At 61.9% G+C, this 20,522-nt stretch carries 16 protein-coding genes; 6 read left to right on the forward strand and 10 right to left on the reverse strand.

Features of this window, described 5'->3' with window-relative positions; all coding sequences use genetic code 11:
* Nucleotides 1–324 precede the first annotated feature (324 nt).
* Nucleotides 325–999: an alpha/beta hydrolase gene (locus MWL89_RS12095; RefSeq protein ID WP_102377485.1), complete on the forward strand. Its 675-nt coding sequence runs from the start codon at nt 325–327 to the stop codon at nt 997–999.
* 140 nt (nt 1,000–1,139) lie between these two features.
* Here MWL89_RS12095 and MWL89_RS12100 read toward each other — a convergent pair whose 3' ends face one another.
* The 6 genes from MWL89_RS12100 to MWL89_RS12125 form a co-directional block, all read right to left on the reverse strand.
* Nucleotides 1,140–2,669 (reverse strand): DUF92 domain-containing protein, encoded by a 1,530-nt coding sequence (locus tag MWL89_RS12100; RefSeq protein WP_244386278.1) that lies wholly within the window; start codon nt 2,667–2,669, stop codon nt 1,140–1,142.
* 5 nt (nt 2,670–2,674) lie between these two features.
* Nucleotides 2,675–3,577 (reverse strand): phytoene/squalene synthase family protein, encoded by a 903-nt coding sequence (locus MWL89_RS12105; RefSeq protein WP_244386279.1) that lies wholly within the window; start codon nt 3,575–3,577, stop codon nt 2,675–2,677.
* Nucleotides 3,561–5,057 carry a phytoene desaturase family protein gene (locus MWL89_RS12110; protein WP_244386280.1) on the reverse strand — a complete coding sequence of 499 codons (1,497 nt, stop codon included), beginning with the start codon at nt 5,055–5,057 and terminating at the stop codon, nt 3,561–3,563. Before MWL89_RS12110 ends, MWL89_RS12105 begins: the two co-directional genes overlap by 17 nt.
* A gap of 213 nt (nt 5,058–5,270) precedes the next feature.
* A complete protein-coding gene (locus tag MWL89_RS12115) occupies nt 5,271–6,743 on the reverse strand; it encodes an MFS transporter (RefSeq protein WP_244386281.1) in 1,473 nt (490 codons plus the stop codon).
* 6 nt (nt 6,744–6,749) lie between these two features.
* Nucleotides 6,750–8,198, reverse strand: a complete 1,449-nt coding sequence (locus MWL89_RS12120) for a M20/M25/M40 family metallo-hydrolase (protein ID WP_244386282.1) — start codon at nt 8,196–8,198, stop codon at nt 6,750–6,752.
* A 125-nt stretch (nt 8,199–8,323) separates the two neighbouring features.
* Nucleotides 8,324–10,144, reverse strand: coding sequence for a YgiQ family radical SAM protein (locus MWL89_RS12125; protein WP_244386283.1), 1,821 nt, complete (start codon nt 10,142–10,144; stop codon nt 8,324–8,326).
* Between the two features lie 202 nt (nt 10,145–10,346).
* Here MWL89_RS12125 and MWL89_RS12130 point away from each other — a divergent pair, with 202 nt between their 5' ends.
* The 5 genes from MWL89_RS12130 (at nt 10,347) to MWL89_RS12150 (ending at nt 15,452) form a co-directional block, all read left to right on the forward strand.
* Nucleotides 10,347–10,853, forward strand: a complete 507-nt coding sequence (locus MWL89_RS12130; protein WP_244386284.1) for a helix-turn-helix transcriptional regulator — start codon at nt 10,347–10,349, stop codon at nt 10,851–10,853.
* The gene (locus tag MWL89_RS12135; protein ID WP_102377478.1) at nt 10,840–11,154 is read left to right on the forward strand and encodes a hypothetical protein; all 315 of its coding nucleotides are present in this window, start codon (nt 10,840–10,842) and stop codon (nt 11,152–11,154) included. Before MWL89_RS12130 ends, MWL89_RS12135 begins: the two co-directional genes overlap by 14 nt.
* A gap of 180 nt (nt 11,155–11,334) precedes the next feature.
* Entirely contained in the window at nt 11,335–12,318 is a 984-nt protein-coding gene (gene guaA, locus MWL89_RS12140; protein WP_244386285.1) for a glutamine-hydrolyzing GMP synthase, read from the forward strand.
* Nucleotides 12,319–12,331: 13 nt separating this feature from the next.
* Complete coding sequence (locus MWL89_RS12145; RefSeq protein ID WP_244386286.1) at nt 12,332–13,765, forward strand: helix-turn-helix transcriptional regulator; 1,434 nt, start codon at nt 12,332–12,334, stop codon at nt 13,763–13,765.
* A 139-nt stretch (nt 13,766–13,904) separates the two neighbouring features.
* Nucleotides 13,905–15,452, forward strand: coding sequence for a flavocytochrome c (locus MWL89_RS12150; RefSeq protein ID WP_244386287.1), 1,548 nt, complete (start codon nt 13,905–13,907; stop codon nt 15,450–15,452).
* 326 nt (nt 15,453–15,778) lie between these two features.
* Here the strand turns inward: MWL89_RS12150 and MWL89_RS12155 are convergent, their stop codons facing one another.
* The 4 genes from MWL89_RS12155 to MWL89_RS12170 all read right to left on the reverse strand — a co-directional run bounded on the left by MWL89_RS12155 (nt 15,779) and on the right by MWL89_RS12170 (nt 20,430).
* Nucleotides 15,779–16,501 (reverse strand): hypothetical protein, encoded by a 723-nt coding sequence (locus tag MWL89_RS12155; RefSeq protein WP_244386288.1) that lies wholly within the window; start codon nt 16,499–16,501, stop codon nt 15,779–15,781.
* Nucleotides 16,502–16,541: 40 nt separating this feature from the next.
* Nucleotides 16,542–17,225, reverse strand: a complete 684-nt coding sequence (locus MWL89_RS12160; RefSeq protein ID WP_244386289.1) for a TorD/DmsD family molecular chaperone — start codon at nt 17,223–17,225, stop codon at nt 16,542–16,544.
* Nucleotides 17,226–17,315: 90 nt separating this feature from the next.
* Entirely contained in the window at nt 17,316–17,942 is a 627-nt protein-coding gene (locus MWL89_RS12165; protein WP_102377474.1) for a 4Fe-4S dicluster domain-containing protein, read from the reverse strand.
* Between the two features lie 13 nt (nt 17,943–17,955).
* The gene (locus MWL89_RS12170; RefSeq protein WP_244386291.1) at nt 17,956–20,430 is read right to left on the reverse strand and encodes a molybdopterin-containing oxidoreductase family protein; all 2,475 of its coding nucleotides are present in this window, start codon (nt 20,428–20,430) and stop codon (nt 17,956–17,958) included.
* Nucleotides 20,431–20,522: the final 92 nt, after the last annotated feature.

A 20,522-nucleotide genomic window follows, 5' to 3' on the forward strand; every position in this document is an offset into this window, starting at 1 on the left:
TTACATACCCGAGGGTGTAGCGCATACGGCCAGTCGGCCGACATCCTCCCGTGAACACCGAGGGACGCGGCGGATTCCCCAAGCCCACAAGACCCGCAGGTTCCGTAAAACCCACTGGTCCCACGGGTCTCGCAGGTTTCACGAATCCCACTGGTCCCACTGGCCCCGCTGGCCCCACGGGTCTCGCAGTCCCCGTAAATCCCGCAAGCCAACGAGTCCGCAAGGCTGACCGACGCAGCCTCGCCGACCTCGCCTTGGCGAGCCGAATCGCTTCACTTGGAGCTACAATAGCAAAAGGGGCCTCATCAGACCAAGGAGAAACCCATGCACTACGACATCCGTCTCGGCACCGGGGGAAGATCAGCCCCCTGCATCTACCTCATCGATTCGCCGAGCGAGCGGGAAACCGCCGCAGGCGCCGAACGCGATGCCGAAGCCACCGATCGCGCCGCAACGGTCGTCCGCATCCCGAACAGCAACTGGGACGACGACCTTACTCCATGGCCTGCCAGGAAAGTCTTCAAGCGAGCGCAGGGAGATTTCGGCGGCAACGCCGACGCGTTCCTTCGCAAGCTCGTCGACGAAGCGATTCCCGCTATCGAGCAAGAGCACGGCGTCCAACCCGCAGCTCGAGCGCTCGCCGGCTATTCGCTCGCCGGGCTGTTCGCCGTCTACGCTCTCACGAGGACCGACCGCTTCGTCGCGGTGGCGAGCATATCGGGATCGCTTTGGTACGACGACCTGCTCCCCTACCTCGAAAACGCGCGCGTCCGCCCCGCGGGCCCCTACGTCTACCTCTCCCTAGGCGACAAGGAGCACATCACGAAGAACAAGCGCATGCGCGTCGTCCAGGAGCGTACGTTCGCCGTCGCCGACGTTCTGCACGCAAAGGGAGCCGTAGTCGATTTCGAGCAGACGGCGGGCACCCACTTCCAGAACGTCGCCGGTAAGATGAACCGCGCACTCGACGCACTCGAGGCGCACCTGCTCGCCCGGTAGCACTTACCAGGCGAGCAGGTCAGGCTCGGCGCTCCTGCCGGTCGGCCAGCCGCGCACGGTTCCCTAGCCGATCGCACGATCCGCATGCAACCGCTCGCTAACGGCTCGAGCTGAGCGCCGAACCAGCGCGCGACCTCCAGCTAGCCGCCCGAGCCGACCAGCACAATCAGCCCGAGCGCCACTACGATCGCCCCGCTCAGGAAGTTGACCGCGTCGTTAGTGACCCAGGCGTAGCCCGACACGAGCGCGTAGCCCGCACCGCCTTCGCGCGGCAGCTTCTCGACGAGCTCCGACGAACCTTCCGTCCGCCCATCCCACGGCCTGCCGAGGGTTTGCTCGCCTTCGGCGGGTCCGCGGTATTTCGCCTGCAGGAGCGACCCGAGCACGCTGTCGACGAGCGAACCCAGGATGCCGCATGCGATGATGAAGAAGAAAGCGTCGGGACCCGTCGGCACGGCGTAGCCGAACGCATGGAACAAGAGCATCGCCAGAAACGCGGACGTCGTCGATCCGATCGCGGTGGCTCCAAGGCCGAGCGGGCTCACGCCGCCCGAGAGCCCGCGCTGCATTCTCGTGCCGGTAAGAATGTTGATCGGGGGCTTTCTGCTGAACACCCCGATCTCCGATGCCCATGTGTCAGCCGTGCTTGCGGCAAGGGCCGCCGCCGACACGATGAGGAACCGCGAGTCGCCTGTCGCCACGTAGGCTACGGCGCACGCGAGAAACGGCACGCTGTTCGCAAGCACCTGCTTGAGCGTGCGCGTTTCGTGCGCCTTCTTTGCCGCCTTGCCGGTGCGCTTGGCCATGATCCTCGAGGCGATGTTCGAACTGCCGAAGAACCACATAAGCAGAAGCCACAGGGGCCATCCCCCGATGGCGAACGCAAGCGCTCCCACCACGAGCGCGCCCATGCCGCCGCTCACCGTCAACAGCCCCAGCCTGAGCGAGGCCATTACCACAGCACCGCTCAAGAGCATGCCGAGCAGCACCGGCGCATACGGCGCTGCAGGCAAAAACAGCACGACGTACAGAGCCGAAACGCCCAAGGGAACCCAGAGGTTGTCGAGCCCGTCGGTCGAGAACGCCTCGATCACGGTCGCCGCGACCGCAAGGAGCGCCGCTATGGGCAGCGCGAGCGAAACACCGGCCGCCCCGAGCACGGCCGCACAGGCAGCGAAGCTCACCCCGAGCATGGTCGCGCTTCCAACAAGCGACTTGTCCCGCACGACGGGAAGCTTCCGCACGCCGAACCGCTTGCCGATCACGGCCGCGAACCCGTCGCCGAACGCCATGGAAAACACGCCGAGCGCGCCCACGTACGGCGCGTCGATGCCAAACGAGAACAGCGAGAGCACCGTCAGCGACACCGCATAGTACACCGTACCCGGCGTGTCGTGCTCCTCCCTCGCCATGAACGAGAGCTTCGCCTGGCGATACGCGTAGCCGTTCACGAAGACGAACGCGAGGGGAAGCGCGGCAGCCCAGAGCGGCGAATCGAAGAACAGCATCGCGATGATCCACCAGCCGCCAAGCGCTATGTGCACGACTTTGCGCGTTCCCTCGGACGATACGCCCCTGCGCGACAGAAGCTCCGAGGCACCGAGCACAAGCCCGATGAAGAGAACCGACACCACGATGCCCGCGATGTTTCCCGCAATGCTTCCCGCCATGCCGATCACCGCACTTCCGCGAACACGAGCGGGCGCTCCGCGCGAAGAAGCGCCTCCGCCTCGGCAATGAGCTTTCTCGCCTGGTCCTGACTCACGACACTGCGCGAGGTAAGGCACCGGTAGCCTCCCTCGCGCACCTGATCGAGGATGCCGCGGTACAGAAACAGCGACGAGATCGTTGCGAACCGGCTGTCCTCGTCGAGCAGCGCCGCATCGAACTGCATGGGCAGGTAGAGCACCTCGGCGCGTTCGGCGAGCGACTCCCACAGGTCCACGAACGATTCGTCGACAAGGCGCCGCTTGAGATCCCTTCGCGAGTAGTGCGCCGCACGCATCGATTCGACCGGCAGGTACACGCGCCCGTTGTCCAAATCCTCCCCCACATCCCGCAGGATGTTCGTAATCTGCATGGCGATGCCCAGATCGATCCCGCTCTGCTTCAGCTCCTCGGGCACGCTTGCGCGGGCATGCAGGATCGGCAGCAGCATGAGGCCCACCGAGCCGGCAACGTAATAGGCGTACTCCTCGAGATCGGCAAGCGTTTTCGGCTGCTCGAACGCAAGATCGCGCCGCTGTCCCTCGATCATGTCGAAGAAAGGCCGCTCGTCGATCGAGAAGCTCTCGAGCACAACCCCCATCGCCCGCCAGAGCGGCTGATCGGGAACGCGCCCCGCGAAGAAGTCGGCGAGATCGCCCTCGAGCCGGTCGAGCGCCTCGGCGCTCTTGTCCCGATCGACCGAATCGTCGGCCGCGCGGCAGAACGCGTAGAGCGCGTACACGCTCGCGCGCTTGCAAGCGGGCAGCAAAGAGAACGCGCGGTAGAAGCTTTTGGAATTGCGCTTGATGACCTCCTCGCACCACGCGAAATCGTCAGCACGTTTTTCGAACAGCTCAGTTTGCACGGTCATCGCGCATCAACTCCTCAACCGCCAGCTTCGCGCTCATGAGCACGATGGGCACTCCGGCACCCGGATGGGTGCTGCTTCCACAAAAGTACAGGCTCTCGCAGTCGGCCGCCTTGTTGTGCGGCCGGTAGTAGTTGCTCTGCATGAGCGTCGGACGCAACCCGAACGTCGCGCCGTTGTACGCGTTGAACCGCTCGGAGAAATCGACCGGCGTATAGGCCTTCTCGAACGCGATATGGTCGCGAATGTCGCGGTAGGAGGTTTCCCGTTCGATGAGGTCGAGCACCCGCTCGCGGTACCGCGCCGTCGCGTCGGGTGTCCACGAGGGCGACGTCTCGGAAATCGGCGGGACGGGAACGAGCACGTAGAGCGTCTGGCAGCCTTCGGGTGCAAGCGAGGGATCGAGCTCGGAGGGAGCGTACAGGTAGAACGAGGGGTCTTCGGGAAACCGCGCCTCGTCGAACAGGTCGGCGATGTTCTTCTTGAAATCGGCTGCAAACCTGATGGAATGAACGGCGCTCTGCGGATAGCGCTTGTCGAGTCCCAGGTACAAGATGAAGCACGAGCACGAGTAGTCCATCGCGTCGACCTTCTCCGGCGTATACTTCCCGCGCGCCCGGCCATCCTGCACGAGGTTCTTCACGGCATACGGGAAATCGGCATCGCACACTACGTAATCCGCCTCGCGCACCTCATCGCCGACTACAACCCCACGCGCCCGCCCGCCCCGTACGGCGATGCGCTCGACCGGCTCCGACAGGTGCAGCGTGCCGCCCAGCTCGGTGAAGAGCCTGCCCAGAACATCGGCCATCGTGTACATGCCGCCCTTGATGAACCAGACGCCGTACAAAAGCTCGATCATGGGGATGATCATGTAGAGCGAGGGTCCCTCGTAAGGGGAAATGCCGATGTAGAGGGTCTGAAACGCGAGCGCCTTGCGCAGCCGGTCGTCGCGCACGTACTTCGACACCGACGAGTACGCATCGCCGAGCGTATGGAGCCGAAAGCCCGCGGCCAGGCTTTTCGGGTTGTAGAAATCGGCCGGACCCCGAAACGAGCGCTGCAGGAAGCTGTTCTTCGCGATGAGGTAGCGCTTGTAGAGCGTGGCGAGATACTCGAAGTACCCCTGCGCGTCCTCTTCGCTGACCGCTTCGACGGCCGCGGTAAGCTCCGAAAGATCGTTCGAAAGCGCCAGGCGATCCTCGGGCGAGAAGCTGATCTCGAGCATCGGCTCGATCTTCTCCATGGGAATGTAGTCGTCGGGGTCGCGTCCCGCAAGCTCGAAGACCTCGCGGTACAAAGAGGGCATCATGACGATGGTCGGCCCGACATCGAAGGTGTAACCGCCACCCTGTATCTGGTTCATCTTTCCGCCGACGCGAGGTTCTTTCTCGTAGAGCTCGACCTCGTATCCGGCGTGCTGCAGCCGGATGGCGGCAGCCAATCCCGCCACCCCGGCACCGATCACGATTACCCGTTTCATACGACTCCTTCGAAGCATGTTTTGCCTACCGATGAAGTCATTGTATGGTTCGGTTTACTTATACGGAGCTGTGATCTGCGTTTTTAGGTCAAGCTGTTCCAACCGCGTTATGCAGGCGTTACCGCAGGGCCCGCAAAAAGCGCGCCCGAACGCATGCGAGCCGCCCGGGTCAAAGGCGGCTCGCGCAGCGGCTCACGTGGCGGCTCTCCGCCCTTACGCCCCTATGCGCACACCCATCGCATCGATCTCGAAGCCTTCCGCATCGAGCTCGCTCGCACCTTCGGCACGGCGGCGCTCGACGAGCTTGCGGGCTGCGGGGATGGAGGCCAGAAGCGTGACGCCCATCACCACCGACGCAATGATGACCATGATCCACACGGGAACGAACGAGAAGTACGCGTCGAACATGATGCCCGAAACAACCGAGCCCACGGCCGCGCCGAACATCTCGAACGCGGTCACGATGCCCGTCACGGTTCCGAGATCCTTCTTGCCGTACTCCTTCACCACCATGATCGGCGGCGCCACCGTGCCCATGCAGGTGGCGAACCCGAAGAACAGGCATGCGAGGATCGGGCCCCAATCGGTTGCCGGGAAGCACAGCGCGATACCCGCGAGCACCGAGGTCGCGGTGCCGAGAATGGTACCGGTCTTCATGCCCCAGCGGTCGTAGATCGCACCGAGCGCCACCTTCGCGAAGATGACCACCGCCAGGTAGAACGACCACACGGTGCCCGCCCAGAGCGTCGAGTGCCCGCCCGTGACCACCTCGACGCCGTCGAGCGTAACCGACGTCATGTTGGAGATGGAGTTGGTGATGATGGCGCCGTTCGTGATTCCCATCATCACGAACCCGATGATGAGCAGCCAGAATCCGGCGCTCTTGCGCAGGTGCTTCCAGCCGATCGACACGGTTACCGGCACGTCGGGAGAGCGGTCGGATTTCGTTTGCTCGACCTGCCCGGCGCCGTAGGGCTCGAGGCCCTTATCGCTTGGACGGCTGCGGAACGTCGCCACCGAGAGAGGCAGCGCGACCACGAGACACGTCACCGCAAGCAGCAGAAACGCCGGGCGCCACCCGTAGCCCTCGATCATCGCGCTCGTCACGGGCGAGAGCACCACGCCGCCCAGGCCCGAACCGGCGAGCGCGATGGACACGGCGAGGCCGCGCTTGAGCGTGAACCAGTTCGCGATGACCACCGATACGAGCAGGCGCGTTCCCGCAACCACCACCATGCCTGCGATAACGCAGAGCGCGTAGAGCTGCCACAGCTCCGTGATGAACGAGAACAGAACAAGCACGATCGAGCTCGTGAGAATCGTGACCGCCGCAAGCACCCGCGCCGAACACTTGTCGGTAAGCCGCCCGATTACAAGCGAGGCGAACACGGCGACCACCGTGCAGATGGATACGCCCGTGTTGAACTGCCCCACCGATATGCCGAGGTCGGCAACCATGTGCGACTGGAACAGGGGGATGCAGTTCACGAAGATCGTATAGCATGTGGCCATGATCAGAAGGCCGCCGATCACGATCCACCATCCGTAGAAGAAACCGCCTTCTTTCCTGCCGCCCTGCGGGGGTCGCCCGCCTTGAGCCGCCTCTGCGGGTCGGGAGGCTTCCTCGCCCAGCAAGGCTCCTGCGCCCTGCGGCCCGTCGTGTTGAGCCGTCGTCGTATCGGCCATGATGCCTCACTTTCCCAATCGGTCGAGGTTGCGGATCAGTTCGAGATAGAAACCGATACCCTGCTTGTAGGCGTCCACATCGAGGTTCTCGTCCTGCCCGTGGATGCGGGCGCGCTGATCTCCCTTGAACAGAAAGCCTGCGAACCGGTAGGTGCGCGGGCAGATGCGATGCCAGTGGCGCGCGTCGCTCGAGGACGATTGCACGTAGGGCGCAATGCCCGCATCGGGATAGATGCTGTGCGTAACCGCGCGCAGGTAGTCGAACGCCGCATCGTCGAACGGCGAGATGGGCGACGGGTCGATGGCGAACCGCAGCTCGTAATCGGTCTGATCGTCGAAGCGCTCCTTGATGCGCCCAAGCGCGATGTCGATCGTCTCGGACGGATCGATACGCACATTCACCGTGCCCCTCGCCTGCTTCGGGATGATGTTCGCCGCGGGAGACCCCTCGAGCTCGGTGATGGCGTAGGTGGTGCGCACCATGGCCGCCGTCTCGTGATCGCCCTTCATGATCTTGAGCACGAGCGGACGGAACAGCCAGAGGTTGCCGAACACGAGCCGAAGGCCGAAGCCGCCGTAGGAGGCGAGCTCCTTGAGCATGGCTTCGATGGGCGCCGAAAGCTTTGCGGGCGCAGGATTCTTCTGGAGCGCATCGAGGCCCGAGACGAGCTTCGCCGTGGCGTCCTCAAGCGAGGGCGTCGAGGCGTGCCCGCCTTGTGAATCGACGGTGAGAAACGCGCTGAACAGCCCCTTCTCGGTCACGCCGATGGCCGCGAAGGGTCGCGTCACGCCGAGCGGCGGGTTGTCGATGACAGCGCCCCCCTCGTCGAGGACGAGGTAGGGCTCGATGCCGCGCTCCTTGAAGAGCTCGACCATGGCGGGGGCGGTGCTCCCGTTGTCCTCCTCGCAGTTCGACGAGCAGAGGTAGATGTCGCGCGGAGGCACATAGCCTTCCGCGAGCAGGGTTTCGGTCGCCTCGAAGAGCGCCGCCAGAATGCATTTGGTATCGACCGCGCCGCGCGCCCAGATCTTGCCGTCCTCGATTTCGGCCGCAAACGGATCGTGCGTCCACTCGACGGGGTTGGCCGAGACGACGTCGTGATGCGCCATGAGAACGACCGGATCGAGAGCGGGATTCGCCCCTGTCCATTTGAGCATGATCCCGTACGTTTCCACAAGCGTGAGCTCGAGGTTTTCGAACACGAGCGGATACAGCTCGCGCATGCGTGGAACGAATCGATCGAACGGCTCATGGTCGGTTTCGGGGTTCTCGGCACCCCATACCGTGGGGATGCGGAGCATCTCCTGGAACCGCTCGACCGCTGCGTCGTCGCCCGCCGCCGAGCTCTGCGGCAGCGGATCGGCAACCGGTGTCGGCTTGAGCCGCACTGCGTTTACGACCAGCACGACCACAAGCACAACGATGATCGCACCTATACATACAAGTACTGCCATACCGTCCCCTTTCCGCTGTCGCAGCTCGCAGCCGCAGGCAACGATGATCCGGACTTGCTCGCGTCTCCCCCGCTGCATAGCCGTGCGGCGCGGGGGACGCGGTACGCTTGCCGTACAGCGGGTAATTATAGACCTTTTTTCTTCTTCCTCGGGCGGATGAGGCACTTCGGTCCGTACCCGAACAGATCCATGCGGCCCGCGCGTCGCAGCGCCTCGAGCACCAGCTCGTAGTTCTTCGGGTCGCGGTACTGGATGAGCGCGCGCTGCAGCGCCTTCTCGTGCGGGCTTCTCGGCACGAAGACCGGCTCCATAGTGCGCGGATCGACGCCCGTGTAGTACATGCAGGTCGACATCGTGGAGGGTGTCGGGTAGAAATCCTGCACCTGTTCGGGCATGTAGCCCAGATCGCGGCAATACTCGGCGAGCTCGATCGCCTCGGCGAGGGTCGAGCCCGGATGCGACGACATGAGGTAGGGAACGGCGAACTGCTTCTTGCCGAGCTTTTTGTTGACGGCGTCGAATTCGCGGACGAACCGCTCGTACACGCGGTGTTCCGGCTTGCCCATCACCGAGAGCACTGCATCGGATACGTGTTCGGGGGCCACACGCAGCTGCCCGCTCACGTGGTGCTCGGCGAGTTTGCGGACGAAATCGCCGCCGTGCTCGGCATCGGCCAGCACGTAGTCGAAGCGGATGCCCGAACGCACGAACACCTTCTTCACGCCCGGCAGCTTGCGCAGCTTGTCCAAGAGGTCGAGGTAATCCCCGTGATCGGCGTCGAGCTGCTTGCACGGCTCGGGAAACAGGCAGCGCTTGTTCGGGCACGCGCCTTTCTTGAGCTGTTTGGCGCACGCGGGAGCGCGGAAGTTCGCCGTCGGCCCGCCCACATCGTGGATGTAGCCCTTGAAGTCGGGGTCTTCGCAGATGAGCTTCGCTTCGTCCAGCAGCGATTCGTGGCTGCGCGCCTGCACGATGCGGCCCTGATGGAAGGTGAGCGCGCAAAACGAGCACTCACCGAAGCACCCGCGGTTGCTCGAAAGGCTGAACTTCACCTCGGTGATCGCGGGAACACCGCCGTCCTTCTCGTACATCGGATGGTACGTGCGCGCATACGGCAGGCGGTACACCGCATCGAGCTCCTCTTGGGTAAGCGGGCTCGCGGGCGGGTTCTGCACTACAAACTCGTGATCGGAATACGGCTCGACGAGGCGCTTGCCCGTAAACGGATCGCTGTTGCGGTACTGAACGGCGAAGCTTCTCGCGTAGGCGAGCTTGTCGGCCTGCATCTCAAGAAACGATGGCAGCATTTCGGCATCGTAGACGTGCGCGAGCGACGAGGCGCGATACACCGTGCCGTCGATATAGGTGATGTCGCCGATGGAAAGGCCGCTTGCAAGCGCGTCGGCTATCTCGATGATGGAATGCTCCCCCATGCCGTACGAGACCAGATCGGCGCCCGAGTCGAGCAGGATCGAGCGTTTGAGCTTGTCGGACCAGTAGTCGTAATGCGCGAGCCTGCGCAGGCTCGCCTCGATGCCGCCGAGGATGATGGGCGTCTTCTTGTACGTGCGGCGGATCAGGTTGCTGTACACCACCGCCGCATGGTTCGGTCGCTTGCCCGCCTGCCCACCCGGCGTGTACGCATCGCGCTTGCGCTTCTTCTTGGCCACCGTGTAATGGTTCACCATGGAGTCCATGTTGCCCGCCGAAACGAGGAACCCGAGGCGCGGCTCGCCGAACACGGCGATGCTCTGCTCATCGGTCCAGTCGGGCTGCGCGATGAAACCGACTCTGTAGCCGTTGGCCTCGAGCAGCCGCGTAATGATGGCGCTGCCGAACGAGGGATGGTCGACGTACGCATCGCCCGACACGTACACGAAATCGACCGCGTCCCATCCGCGATCGAGCATATCGCGGTGGCTTACCGGTAAAAACCCGTGATCCATACGACTCCTCGCTGCCGCCTTCGCACCCGCATCTGCATCTGCATGCGCCAGCGAGTATACCATGCGCGCAGAGCGGCCCGGCACGGCTCGATTCGCCCGATGGAAAGAGAATTGGACAAGATTCCAACGATATTTGCCGGGAGGGCGCAAGCGCGTCTGGAATAATGGGGGCAGCACGAAACAGCGAGAAAGGACCGCACGCATGGTAGGCGAGAAGCTCATGAAGCTGCGCAGGAAAAGCGGGATGAGCCAGCAGGATGTGGCGAACGCGCTTTCGGTTTCGCGGCAAACCATCTCGAACTGGGAAAGCGGGTCGAGCGCACCCGACATAGGCAAGGCGATAGAGCTCGCAGCCCTCTACCGCATCAGCCTCGACGATCTGGTCGACGACGAGATCGACGTGACGGTCGCCGCGGGCAGCAAAGACGATGGCGGGATCGACACCCACGTGCTGAAATCGCTCGAGGGCTCGCAGTGCCGAATAGCGCTCACCTCCGGCTTGCTGATGGCGAGCGCCGGCTTCGACGGCGTCGTGCGGGTGCTCGAAGCGGATACCGATTGGGTGCGCGTCGAGTACGAGCGCCCCCGCAAGGGCCGCGCAGTCGAGCTCGTCGACATGGGTTCGGTTGCCGGATTCCAAATCGTTGCGCCCCCGAGCGCCGAAGAGCCCCAAAAGCAGAAAGGAGGTGCGTTCGATGGATGCGAGTAGTTGGACGAATCTCTGGCTTTTCCTGATCGTTGTCGCGCTGTTCTGCATGTACGGAAAGATCCGGAGCCTCGCCCGCAGCGTCGGCTCGCCGAAGAGCACCTCCACCGACAGCCTGCGCGACGCGGTGGGCTCCTGCGTCAAGATGACGTTCACCACGGGCAGCAAGGACACGGTTCGCATCCTCGACATCGACGACTACTGCGTGCTGGCCGAAAGCGTGTACGCCTCGTTCACTGTGCCGGAAGGCACGCGCTGGGTGCTCCCGATCAAAAACATCGTCTCGATCGAGCCCCTGCGGTAGCCGCCGAACCGCTTTCGGCGCATCGCAACCCGTACCGCGATGCGCTTTGCGGCGCCGCGAGGAAACGGCGGGCGCAACGGATCGACGCGTCGCCAAAAAGAACAAACGACCTGCATACCAACGTGCATCATATCCCGTATAATTTGCCAAGAACATCATCGGATACGAGAAGGAGCACGAATGGACCCGAACAAGCGTCCCGACGACATGGAACGAATCGCCACCCCTGAGCAGGCGCAGGCATTCATCGACGAGCAGGTTGCAGCGATCCAGGATCAGGTAGGCGATAAGAAAGTGCTGCTGGCCCTCTCGGGCGGCGTGGATTCGTCGGTCGTGGCTGCGCTCCTCATCAAGGCCATCGGCAAGCAGCTCATCTGCGTGCACGTGAACCACGGCCTTATGCGTGCCGGCGAGAGCGAGCAGGTCGTCGACGTGTTCCAAAACCAGCTCGATGCGAACCTCGTGTACGTGGACGCCGTCGACCGCTTCCTCGGACTGCTCGAAGGCGTGGCCGAGCCCGAGGCCAAGCGCAAGATCATCGGCGCCGAGTTCGTCCGCGTGTTCGAAGAAGAGGCACGCAAAGTGGGTGACGAGGTGAGCTTTCTCGCCCAGGGCACGATCTATCCCGACATCATCGAATCCGACGGCGTGAAGGCCCACCACAACGTAGGCGGCCTACCCGACGATCTGCAGTTCGAGCTGTGCGAGCCGGTCAAGCTTTTGTACAAGGACGAAGTCCGCGTGGTCGGCAAAGAACTCGGCCTTCCCGACGAGATGGTGTACCGCCAGCCCTTCCCCGGCCCCGGCCTCGGCGTGCGCTGCCTTGGCGCCATCACCCGCGACCGCCTTGAGGCGCTGCGCGAAGCCGACGCCATCCTGCGCGAAGAGTTCGACAACGCCGGCCTCACCCAGAGCGTCTGGCAGTTCTTCACCGTCGTCCCCGACTTCCGCGCCACCGGCGTACGCGACGGTAAGCGCGCCTTCGACTGGCCCGTCATCATCCGCGCGGTCAACACCGTCGACGCCATGACCGCCGAGGTCCCCGAGATCGACTGGGCCGTGCTCAAGAAGATCACCGACCGCATCCTGACCGAGGTTCCCGGCGTCTGCCGCGTGTGCTACGACCTCACGCCCAAGCCGATCGGGACGATCGAGTGGGAATAGGCGTCTCGCAGCAATGTCGACCGCTCGACCGAATACCGCTCGTTTCCTGACCATCGTCTTCGGAATGGCGTTTTACTGGTCGACGGTGGACATCACGCGTGTCGACTACTTCATTTCCCTGCAAGCCGGATCGAGCAACGGCGCATTTGCCGCATTCACCGCCTACTGCGCCGTTGCCATCGCGGTCATCGCCCTTTTGTTCGCCAAGCGAAAGCGCGTCGAATCGTTCTTCAAAGAAAAGAGCTGGCTTGTGCCGGCTCTTTCGCTTGTCGCCAGCCTCGGCGTCGCGCTCTTCCTAATCCCCTTCAGAAGCGAAGGCCTGGCATTTTGGATAGCGCGGCTCTGCGCGAGCACGGCCCCCATACTCTGGTTCATCGTCATCACCTTCGCATGGGGGCGTACGATAATCCAAGAATCCGCTCGATTCGGCATGATGGTCCCTCTCCTCTCGTTCGCGCTGGGAATCGCCATAACCCTATGCAGCCTGCTGCCCGAACCCATCGGCAGCGCGATCATAATCGCCACGCCGCCCATCACGAGCATACTGTGGCAGCTTTCGGCGAACAGGAAGGACAGCGACCCGCCGACCTCAAGCCGATTGGCCGATTTGGAGAACGCCCAAATCCCCACCTTCATCGTGTGCGGCATCTTTTTCTGCACGGCAGCATTCGCCCACGACTTCGTCAACTACAGCGGCAGCCGCGCAATCACGGCCCCCTTCACGCAGTGGGTGGCGATCTCCACTTCGATCACCTGCGTGGTTTTGCTGTCCGCAGCACTCGCCATAAGCTCGCGAAGCAAGAACCACGACCATGCGTTCATCGTCGCATGGTCGACGATCGCCGTAGCGTTCTTCGGATGCCTGTTCGCCGCCGCCTTGGGGGCGTTTCCCAGCGAAGAAGGGGCGGCGGCCGTCTTGGCGGCGTGCTTCATGTGCTTCAAACTGCTTCTCTGGATATTCACGGCAAGCGTCGCCCGCAACTCTCAGGTGTCGAGCGCCACCGCGTTCAGCGTGCTGTATCTGCCGATCAACGTATTCATGGTGGCCGTCGTGGGCACAGTGCTCCCCATGCTCCTCCAACTTGAGGAAGCGGCCGTCTCCGCCTACCGTGAAGAGATGCTCTTGATGCTCGCCTTCGCGTTGGTCATCGTAGCCTTCGTGTTTTTCGTGCGCTACGCCCCTGCGCTCAGCGAGGCGATCCTTGACACGGCCAAAAGAACCTCGAACTACGAGATACTGTCGCACGTGGCGGACGAAAAGGAGCTCACCGCGCGCGAGACGGAAATCGTCTTGCTGATATCCCAAGGCTACACCTCGAAAACGATAGCCGAGATGCTGTACGTATCACCGGAAACCGTGCGCACGCACACAAAGAGGATCTACCGCAAGCTCGGGGTTCACAACAGGCAGGACATTATCAAGTTCGTGAACTCTCATAGCAATTGATCGGGCATTATGCCTAAATCCCTCATTATGGGGTACGAAGATCCCTCACTTTCTGCACCTTGTTTTCGTCAAAACTTGCAATACTCGATGGAGATTGGAAGCCAAGACAGGTTGCACGAAAAGAGAGAGGGGCAGATCAATGTCTGGATTGAAGAGTTTGTCGCGCAGGAGTTTTCTCAAGGGGAGCGCCCTTCTGGGCGCCGGCATCATCGGCTCTGCGAGCATCGCCGCATGTGCGGCCGAAGCACATGCCGATTCGGTCGCATGGGACCGGGAAACCGACGTCCTCGTCGTCGGAAGCGGCTTCGCCGGGTACTCCGCAGCCCTGCATGCGCATGATGCCGGTGCTGAAGTGGTGCTCATCGACAAACGCGGAAGCGACGGGGGAAATTCCCTCAAATGCGATGGCGATTTCGGCGTGTGCGGTTCGTCGGCGCAAAAGGAGAACGGGATCCAAGACTCCGTCGACGCCTACGTCAACGACATGCTCGTAGCGGGCCTATACCTCAACGACGTCGAGAAGTGCCGCACGATCGCAGAAAGCACGAACGACATCTACGAATGGCTGAACGGTCTTGGCGTTACGTGGGTGCGAGACGGCGAAGGCAAAACCGAGGTGCTGCCCTACGGCGGGCATTCCATCCGCCGCACGCTCAAGGCAGAGGGCGCGGGCGCCGCGATCGTCGGGGCCCTCAGAAACGAGGCGAATGCAAAGGGCCTCGCGGTCGAATGCCACCTTCTGCTTACCGAGCTCGTCAAAAACGACGAAGGCCGCGTCATCGGAGCCAAGGTTGTGAAAAGCAGCGAAACCCAGGAACGCTCCGACAACCCCCATAGGCAATGCATCAACATCAAAGCGAGGAAAGGGGTAGTGCTGGCAACAGGGGGCTTTGCGGGCGACGTCGCGTGGCGGATGCAGCATGATCCGAGGCTCGATGAAACGGTCGGGGACACCAACCGCCCTGGAGCGAACAGGGAGGCTTTGGAGCCGGCCTTGCACGCCGACGCCTTGACCGTCCATATGGATTGGATCCAGCTGGGGCCCTGGTGCAGCCCCGACCTTGAGACCTACGGCCCTGATGGTACCTATATCGACGCGGGATTTCCCTACGGGCCTGTCGTGGCCCCTCAAACCGGCAAGCGCATCGTAAACGAGCTGACTGACCGGAAGCGCTACTGCGATGCGATCCTCGCGAACGAGAAGCCGCTGATCCAGATCGTCGACGAACGCAATCTGCCGGAATGGTCGTTGGAGTATCTGGAGAAATGCATCGATGCCGGATGCACGTGGCGGATGGATTCGATCGAGGAGATCGCCGAAAGGTTCGACATCCCGCTCGAAGCCCTGCAAGCCGAGATAGCCCGTTACAACACGTTCGTCGCTAACAAGGTCGACGAGGATTTCGGCAAGGCGATTCCCGAAGACGCCCTCCCGGTCGAAGAGCCTCCCTATTGCGTGACGCGCGTTTGGCCCCGGGTCCACCATTGCATGGGCGGCGTGAAAACCGATGCGGATTGTCGCGTCATCGACGTTTCGCTTCAACCGATTGACGGCCTGTTCGCGGCGGGAGAAGCAACCGGAGGCGTGCACGGAGCGTGCCGGCTCGGCTCGTGCTCCATCGCGGACTGCCTCGTCAACGGCTCCCTAGCCGGCCAGAACGTAGCAAAAGAGGAAAGCTGGTGCTAAAGCCCGGCATCGAACTGGACTAAAAACGCCCCTCGCTCCGAAAACGACCCTGCCGACGAGAGCAATGGCAAGGTCGTTTTTCCATCAGCCCGCAAACTCCGGCCCGTTCGGATCTCCACGCACCTTACGCAACACCGCCCATCTTCCGCCGCACGAAACAATCCACCACACGGTCGTTCACCATGCCGATGGACTGCATGCCGCCCAGACTGATGCAAAAAGCGCATTAAACCCCGCACTATCGCGGCTGGTGCGAATCGGGAACGATTCGCACCAGCCCGCCCCCGAGCAACCTCCGGTGAAAAACGGCGAAAAGGGTGCCCGCTCTACCCTTCCGTGCCCGCCAAACCCCCCGCGCCTCCGCGCGCTTCGGCAGACAACCTGGCGCGCTTGTCCTTTTCGTAGCGATAGAGGCGCATGATCACGTATGCTGCAAATACGATCGAATACAGCGCCACGTTCACGATCGCCTGCTCGCTGCCGAGAAGGGCTGCGGGTGCGATCATCAGCATCAGGTGAACGTACGTCAGAAGGAAGAACGGGTAGGCGAACCATTGGATGCGCTTCCAGCTAACGCCTTTCATCCGCCTCTTCATGGCATTGCCCGACGTAACCCCCAACACGATCAGCAGCACGAACAAAACCAGAGCGATGCAGATGGACGCCCCCGTCTGCAGATCAAGCGATCCCGCAATCGCACGCGATACGTACGCGACAAGGTACTGGCATACGTGGCCCACGCAGAGGATGCATGCGACGATAGAAAGCTCGGATCGAATCGAGCGGAGCCGAACGCCGAGCCACGACTCTCTCGACAACGCCCCGGTGAACATAACGATCGTGAAGAGCGAGAGCGCCAGCATGCAACGCTTCACCAGCAGAATGAGCGGCTTCCACCAACCGCCGTCGATATATCCTTCCACCCCGGCGAACAGCACCACGACCGCCACGATAGAGAGACCGTAGAACAACCACGGCACCCCCTTTATGAAACCCGCAAGCGCAACGACGACAACGGATGTGACAACAAAGATCAGGGCAAAGCTCACGTCTCTGCCACCCCCTTACAACAAAAAACCAGATGAAAGCCTACGCGCTTCGCATCGGAGCGAAAAGCTCGAGCACCTGCCCGAGAAACAAAGCCATCGCCTTATAAAACGGACATCTTGCCTGCTCGAAAACCTGATCGGAGAACCAACGCGCATAGGGGGAAACATGTTCGCAAACGAACGTCTCGTAGTCGCCTTCTTCGATGACAACGCCCTGTGGAGCCTGGATCGCCTTCGCGTTCGCCAAACAAAGGTACTTCATGAATTCGAAAACCGTACCGATATGGTCCACGGGGTCGTTGACCTGGCCGGCTTCGAGGTTTTTCGCAACGCCGCGATCGCGCATGAAGTGCTCGATCTCAACCGACTCCTTGCTCACGAAAAGCAAGCCCTTCTGCCCGCGTTCTTGCGCAGCCCACACGCCGACGAAAGGAGTGACCCGCGGCTCCCGCTCCCCCACGAACAGGTAGGTGTATTCCGTGCGCAAAGCATGGAAAACCTCTTCGGCATCTTTACCGTCATAATCCCCCAGAAAGGATGCAATATCGCCCACCGCGGGCGAATCGCACCCAAACGCCTCCAAAACCTCTTCGCACGCGTCCGCAAACTCGCCCGCAACCAACGCTTCCGCGGTATTTTTCGTGGGCAGCAGAAAAGCAAGGGACAGCAACTCGAACGCCGTCGCCCCGCACATCCACTCCTCAGGTGCTTTGCCTTCCCCCATCCTGATTCCCTCCCTCATCTTCCTCGACGGGATCGGAAACGCATCGCCCCGATCCCGTCGCACGTCATATGCGCTCGAAGCGCAAGCCTTCTACCGCAGGAAATACACGTTGGGGCCGGTACCCTGGTCGGTCAAAAGCTGATCGTACTCGCGCTGCTGCAAGACCTTCGAGATCTCCGATTCGGGATCGTCGAGATCTCCGAAGTACCGGGCAACGGCAGGGCACAGATCGATGCACAAAGGCCTCTCACCGCTGTCTATCCTCTCAACGCAGAAGGTGCATTTTTCCATAGTGTTCGGTTTATGCTCCTGAGCCCGGTAATCGCCGATCTGGAAATCGAGGGGATAGGTCGGCTCGGACGACAGCAGGGTGCGTACGCCCTCGTACGGGCATGCGGCGACGCAGCTCTTGCATCCGATGCACTTCTCGTTGTCGATGAGCACGATGCCGTCCTCTTCGCGTTTATACGCCGCGCCCGTGGGACACACCTCGACGCACGAGGGATTGTCGCAATGCTGACACGCCATCGTGTAGAACGTCATCGTCAGATCGTTCGGATACGTTCCCGTCGGCACGCGGAAGTACTCGCTCCCGTCGGTGACTGCTTTGCTGTAAAGCACGTCGTTCGGTAGGTTATGGTCAACCCTGCAAGACATCGAACACATATTGCAGCCCGTGCAGCGGTTCGTGTCGATAGCCATTCCATACTTAGTCATAATCGATGCCCCCTTATACCTTCTCGACCTGACAGATCCAGTCATTGAAATTATTGTTGCTCGTTACATCGTCAGGGCACCAACGCGTGAGCGATTGGGCGTAGCCTTCCTCGAACTCGTCCCACGTAAAGCCGTGCGGCAGCCAGAGTGAATCGTTGCGGATTCCCTCGGTGACGAGGGCGTTCAAGACGCACGAACCATGGTCGTTGAACACGCGCACCTTATCGCCCGTCTTGATGCCGCGCGCTTCTGCCACCTCGGGATGCATGCGGCAGAACGGCTTCCCCTCGATGGTTCTGAAGGTGTTGAGCCATTCGTTATGGACCCAGAGCGTTTGGCCGTGGTAGAGGTCGTGGTTGCTGAAGCCGTAGAGCGGATACTTCTCGCGATCCGGATTATCCGCGTACGCCTCGATGGACGGCTTATAGAACGGCAAGCGGTCCTGAAGGCCGAACACCTGCCCCCAAGCGTCGCGCGGCATCAGGTACTCCATGTAGAACTGGGTGCGGCCATAGGGGTTGTACTCCGGCACGACGGTAGCAGGCATCGAATAATCGCCCACCACGACACCGTTTTCGTACAGCGCATCGAAACCGACACCTGCCTCGATGTTCTCCGGCGTATCGAGATACGAGCGCAAAAAGTCGAGCCCCTCGCCCTCGATCAGATCGTCGTAGCCCATTTTCACCGCAACGGATTTGATGATATCGAAATCCGACTTCGCATCGCCAACCGGCTCGATGGCCTTCTGCTCGAAGATGCCCCCGTCTATGTACTCATAGGTCTCCCAGGGCATGCAGGTAGGAAGAACCAGGTCGGAGTAATGGGCCGTGGTGGTCATGATGCTGTCTATGGTGATGATGTAATCGATCTTGTCGTACGCCTTCAAAAGAGCGGACGACCCGGAGAAGTTGTCGAGCGGATTGGCACACATGTTGACGAGCGTGCCCATATGGAAATCCTTGCCCGCCCACTGGCCGGTCTCCGCAATCTGGACGATCCAGTCGCCCGTGAAATGGTTGCCGGGAACCGCGTCCTCGACGACGAAGCCGTCCGCGTTGAACGTTTTCGGCTGCTTGATCGTGGTGGCGGATTCGTGGCCGAGGCCGATGCTGCCCACGTGAGACCCGCCGGGGATGCCCACGCTGTGGGTCAGGGAGGCAAGCAGCCCGATAAGGAAGTAGATGCGCCACGATTCGTACGTATGCTCAAGTCCGTAGTTGATATAGAAGCTCGTCGGGCCCTCGGTAGCGCAGGTACGGGCGAGATTCTCTATCTGCTCGACGGAGATGCCGCATTCCTCGGCGGCGAATTCAACCGTGAAGGGCGCGATGTTCTCCATGGCGGCGTCGAACACCGTACGAACGCTTGTTCCCTCGGCATCGAAGGTGCCGCGAATCGCAGGATTGACGGCTTCCGTATGCGCCACGAATTCCCCGGCGTCTTCGTCCCATACAACCGGAACGTCATCGTCTGCACCGGCTTCGGCCTTACCGAAGTTCGAGAGCCGCAGATAGGCCCCCGTCTCGTCGATGAGGAACGGAGCGACGGAGCCGTTCTTGACGTAATCCCAGTCAGCGAGGTCGTTGTCCACGATGTAGTGGATCATGCCGCACATGAGCGCCGCATCCGTACCGGTGCGAACGGGAAGCCATTCGTCGGAATGGGCCGCAGTCGACGTGAACAGCGGGTCGATGGTAATGAGCTTCGCACCGTTCTCCCTGCCTTTGCAGACCCAGTTCCATGCAGCGCGGCAGAAGGAGGCCTCGGCGGGGTTGGCACCCCAAGAAACGATGGTCTTGGCGTTTGCGAGGTCCTCTACCGCACTCCGCGGCTGGGTCAGATGCACGAAGGCGAACACAATGCCGGCCATGTCGTGGCCAACCGACAGCACGGTGCCACCGGTCTTTTGGATAAGGCGCGAGTTAGCATAACCCTTGCTGAAGCCATCGAGCGGCTTGATTTCGCCAGTCGGCAACAGGGCGCTGTTGATGATGCCCGTCGGCGTACCGTTGAGAACGCCGTTCATGTTGCCGGCACCGCCCTGCCACATGTTAGCCTCGCCGCCATAGGTTTCCATGGTGGTCTTCAGCTGATTGGCGAACAGCTCGATAGCCTCGTCCCAAGAAATCTGCTCCCACTCCCCGCTACCGCGTTCGCCGGCGCGCTTCATGGGATACAGAAGGCGCGAAGGGCCGTAGATGCGCAGCGGATTGGACACGCCTTTGACGCACCCGACACGCAGGCCTTCGTTCTCTTTCGTGTAATCCATCGGCAGCGTGCTGACGACCTTGCCGTCACGTACCGTCGCCTTCAAAGCGCATCGCCCACCGCAGTTGCCATGGCACGTGCCGACGAAGTACGATTCTTCCGGAGCAGCCGTATCGGTTTCGGCGCTCGTGGCACCGGCTCCCGATTCGTCCACGCTGCTGCAGCCAGCTGCCGTTGCCGTCGCCAGCGCGCCGGCAGCCAAAGCTGTAGTAGCCAAAAACGACCTTCTAGTTAGTTTTTTACTGGATTTGTCCATATATCCTCCCCCTACCGAACGGAGGACACCACATAGTTTTGCGGCAGACTGTG

Source organism: Raoultibacter timonensis (assembly GCF_022845715.1).
Taxonomy (GTDB): domain Bacteria; phylum Actinomycetota; class Coriobacteriia; order Coriobacteriales; family Eggerthellaceae; genus Raoultibacter; species Raoultibacter timonensis.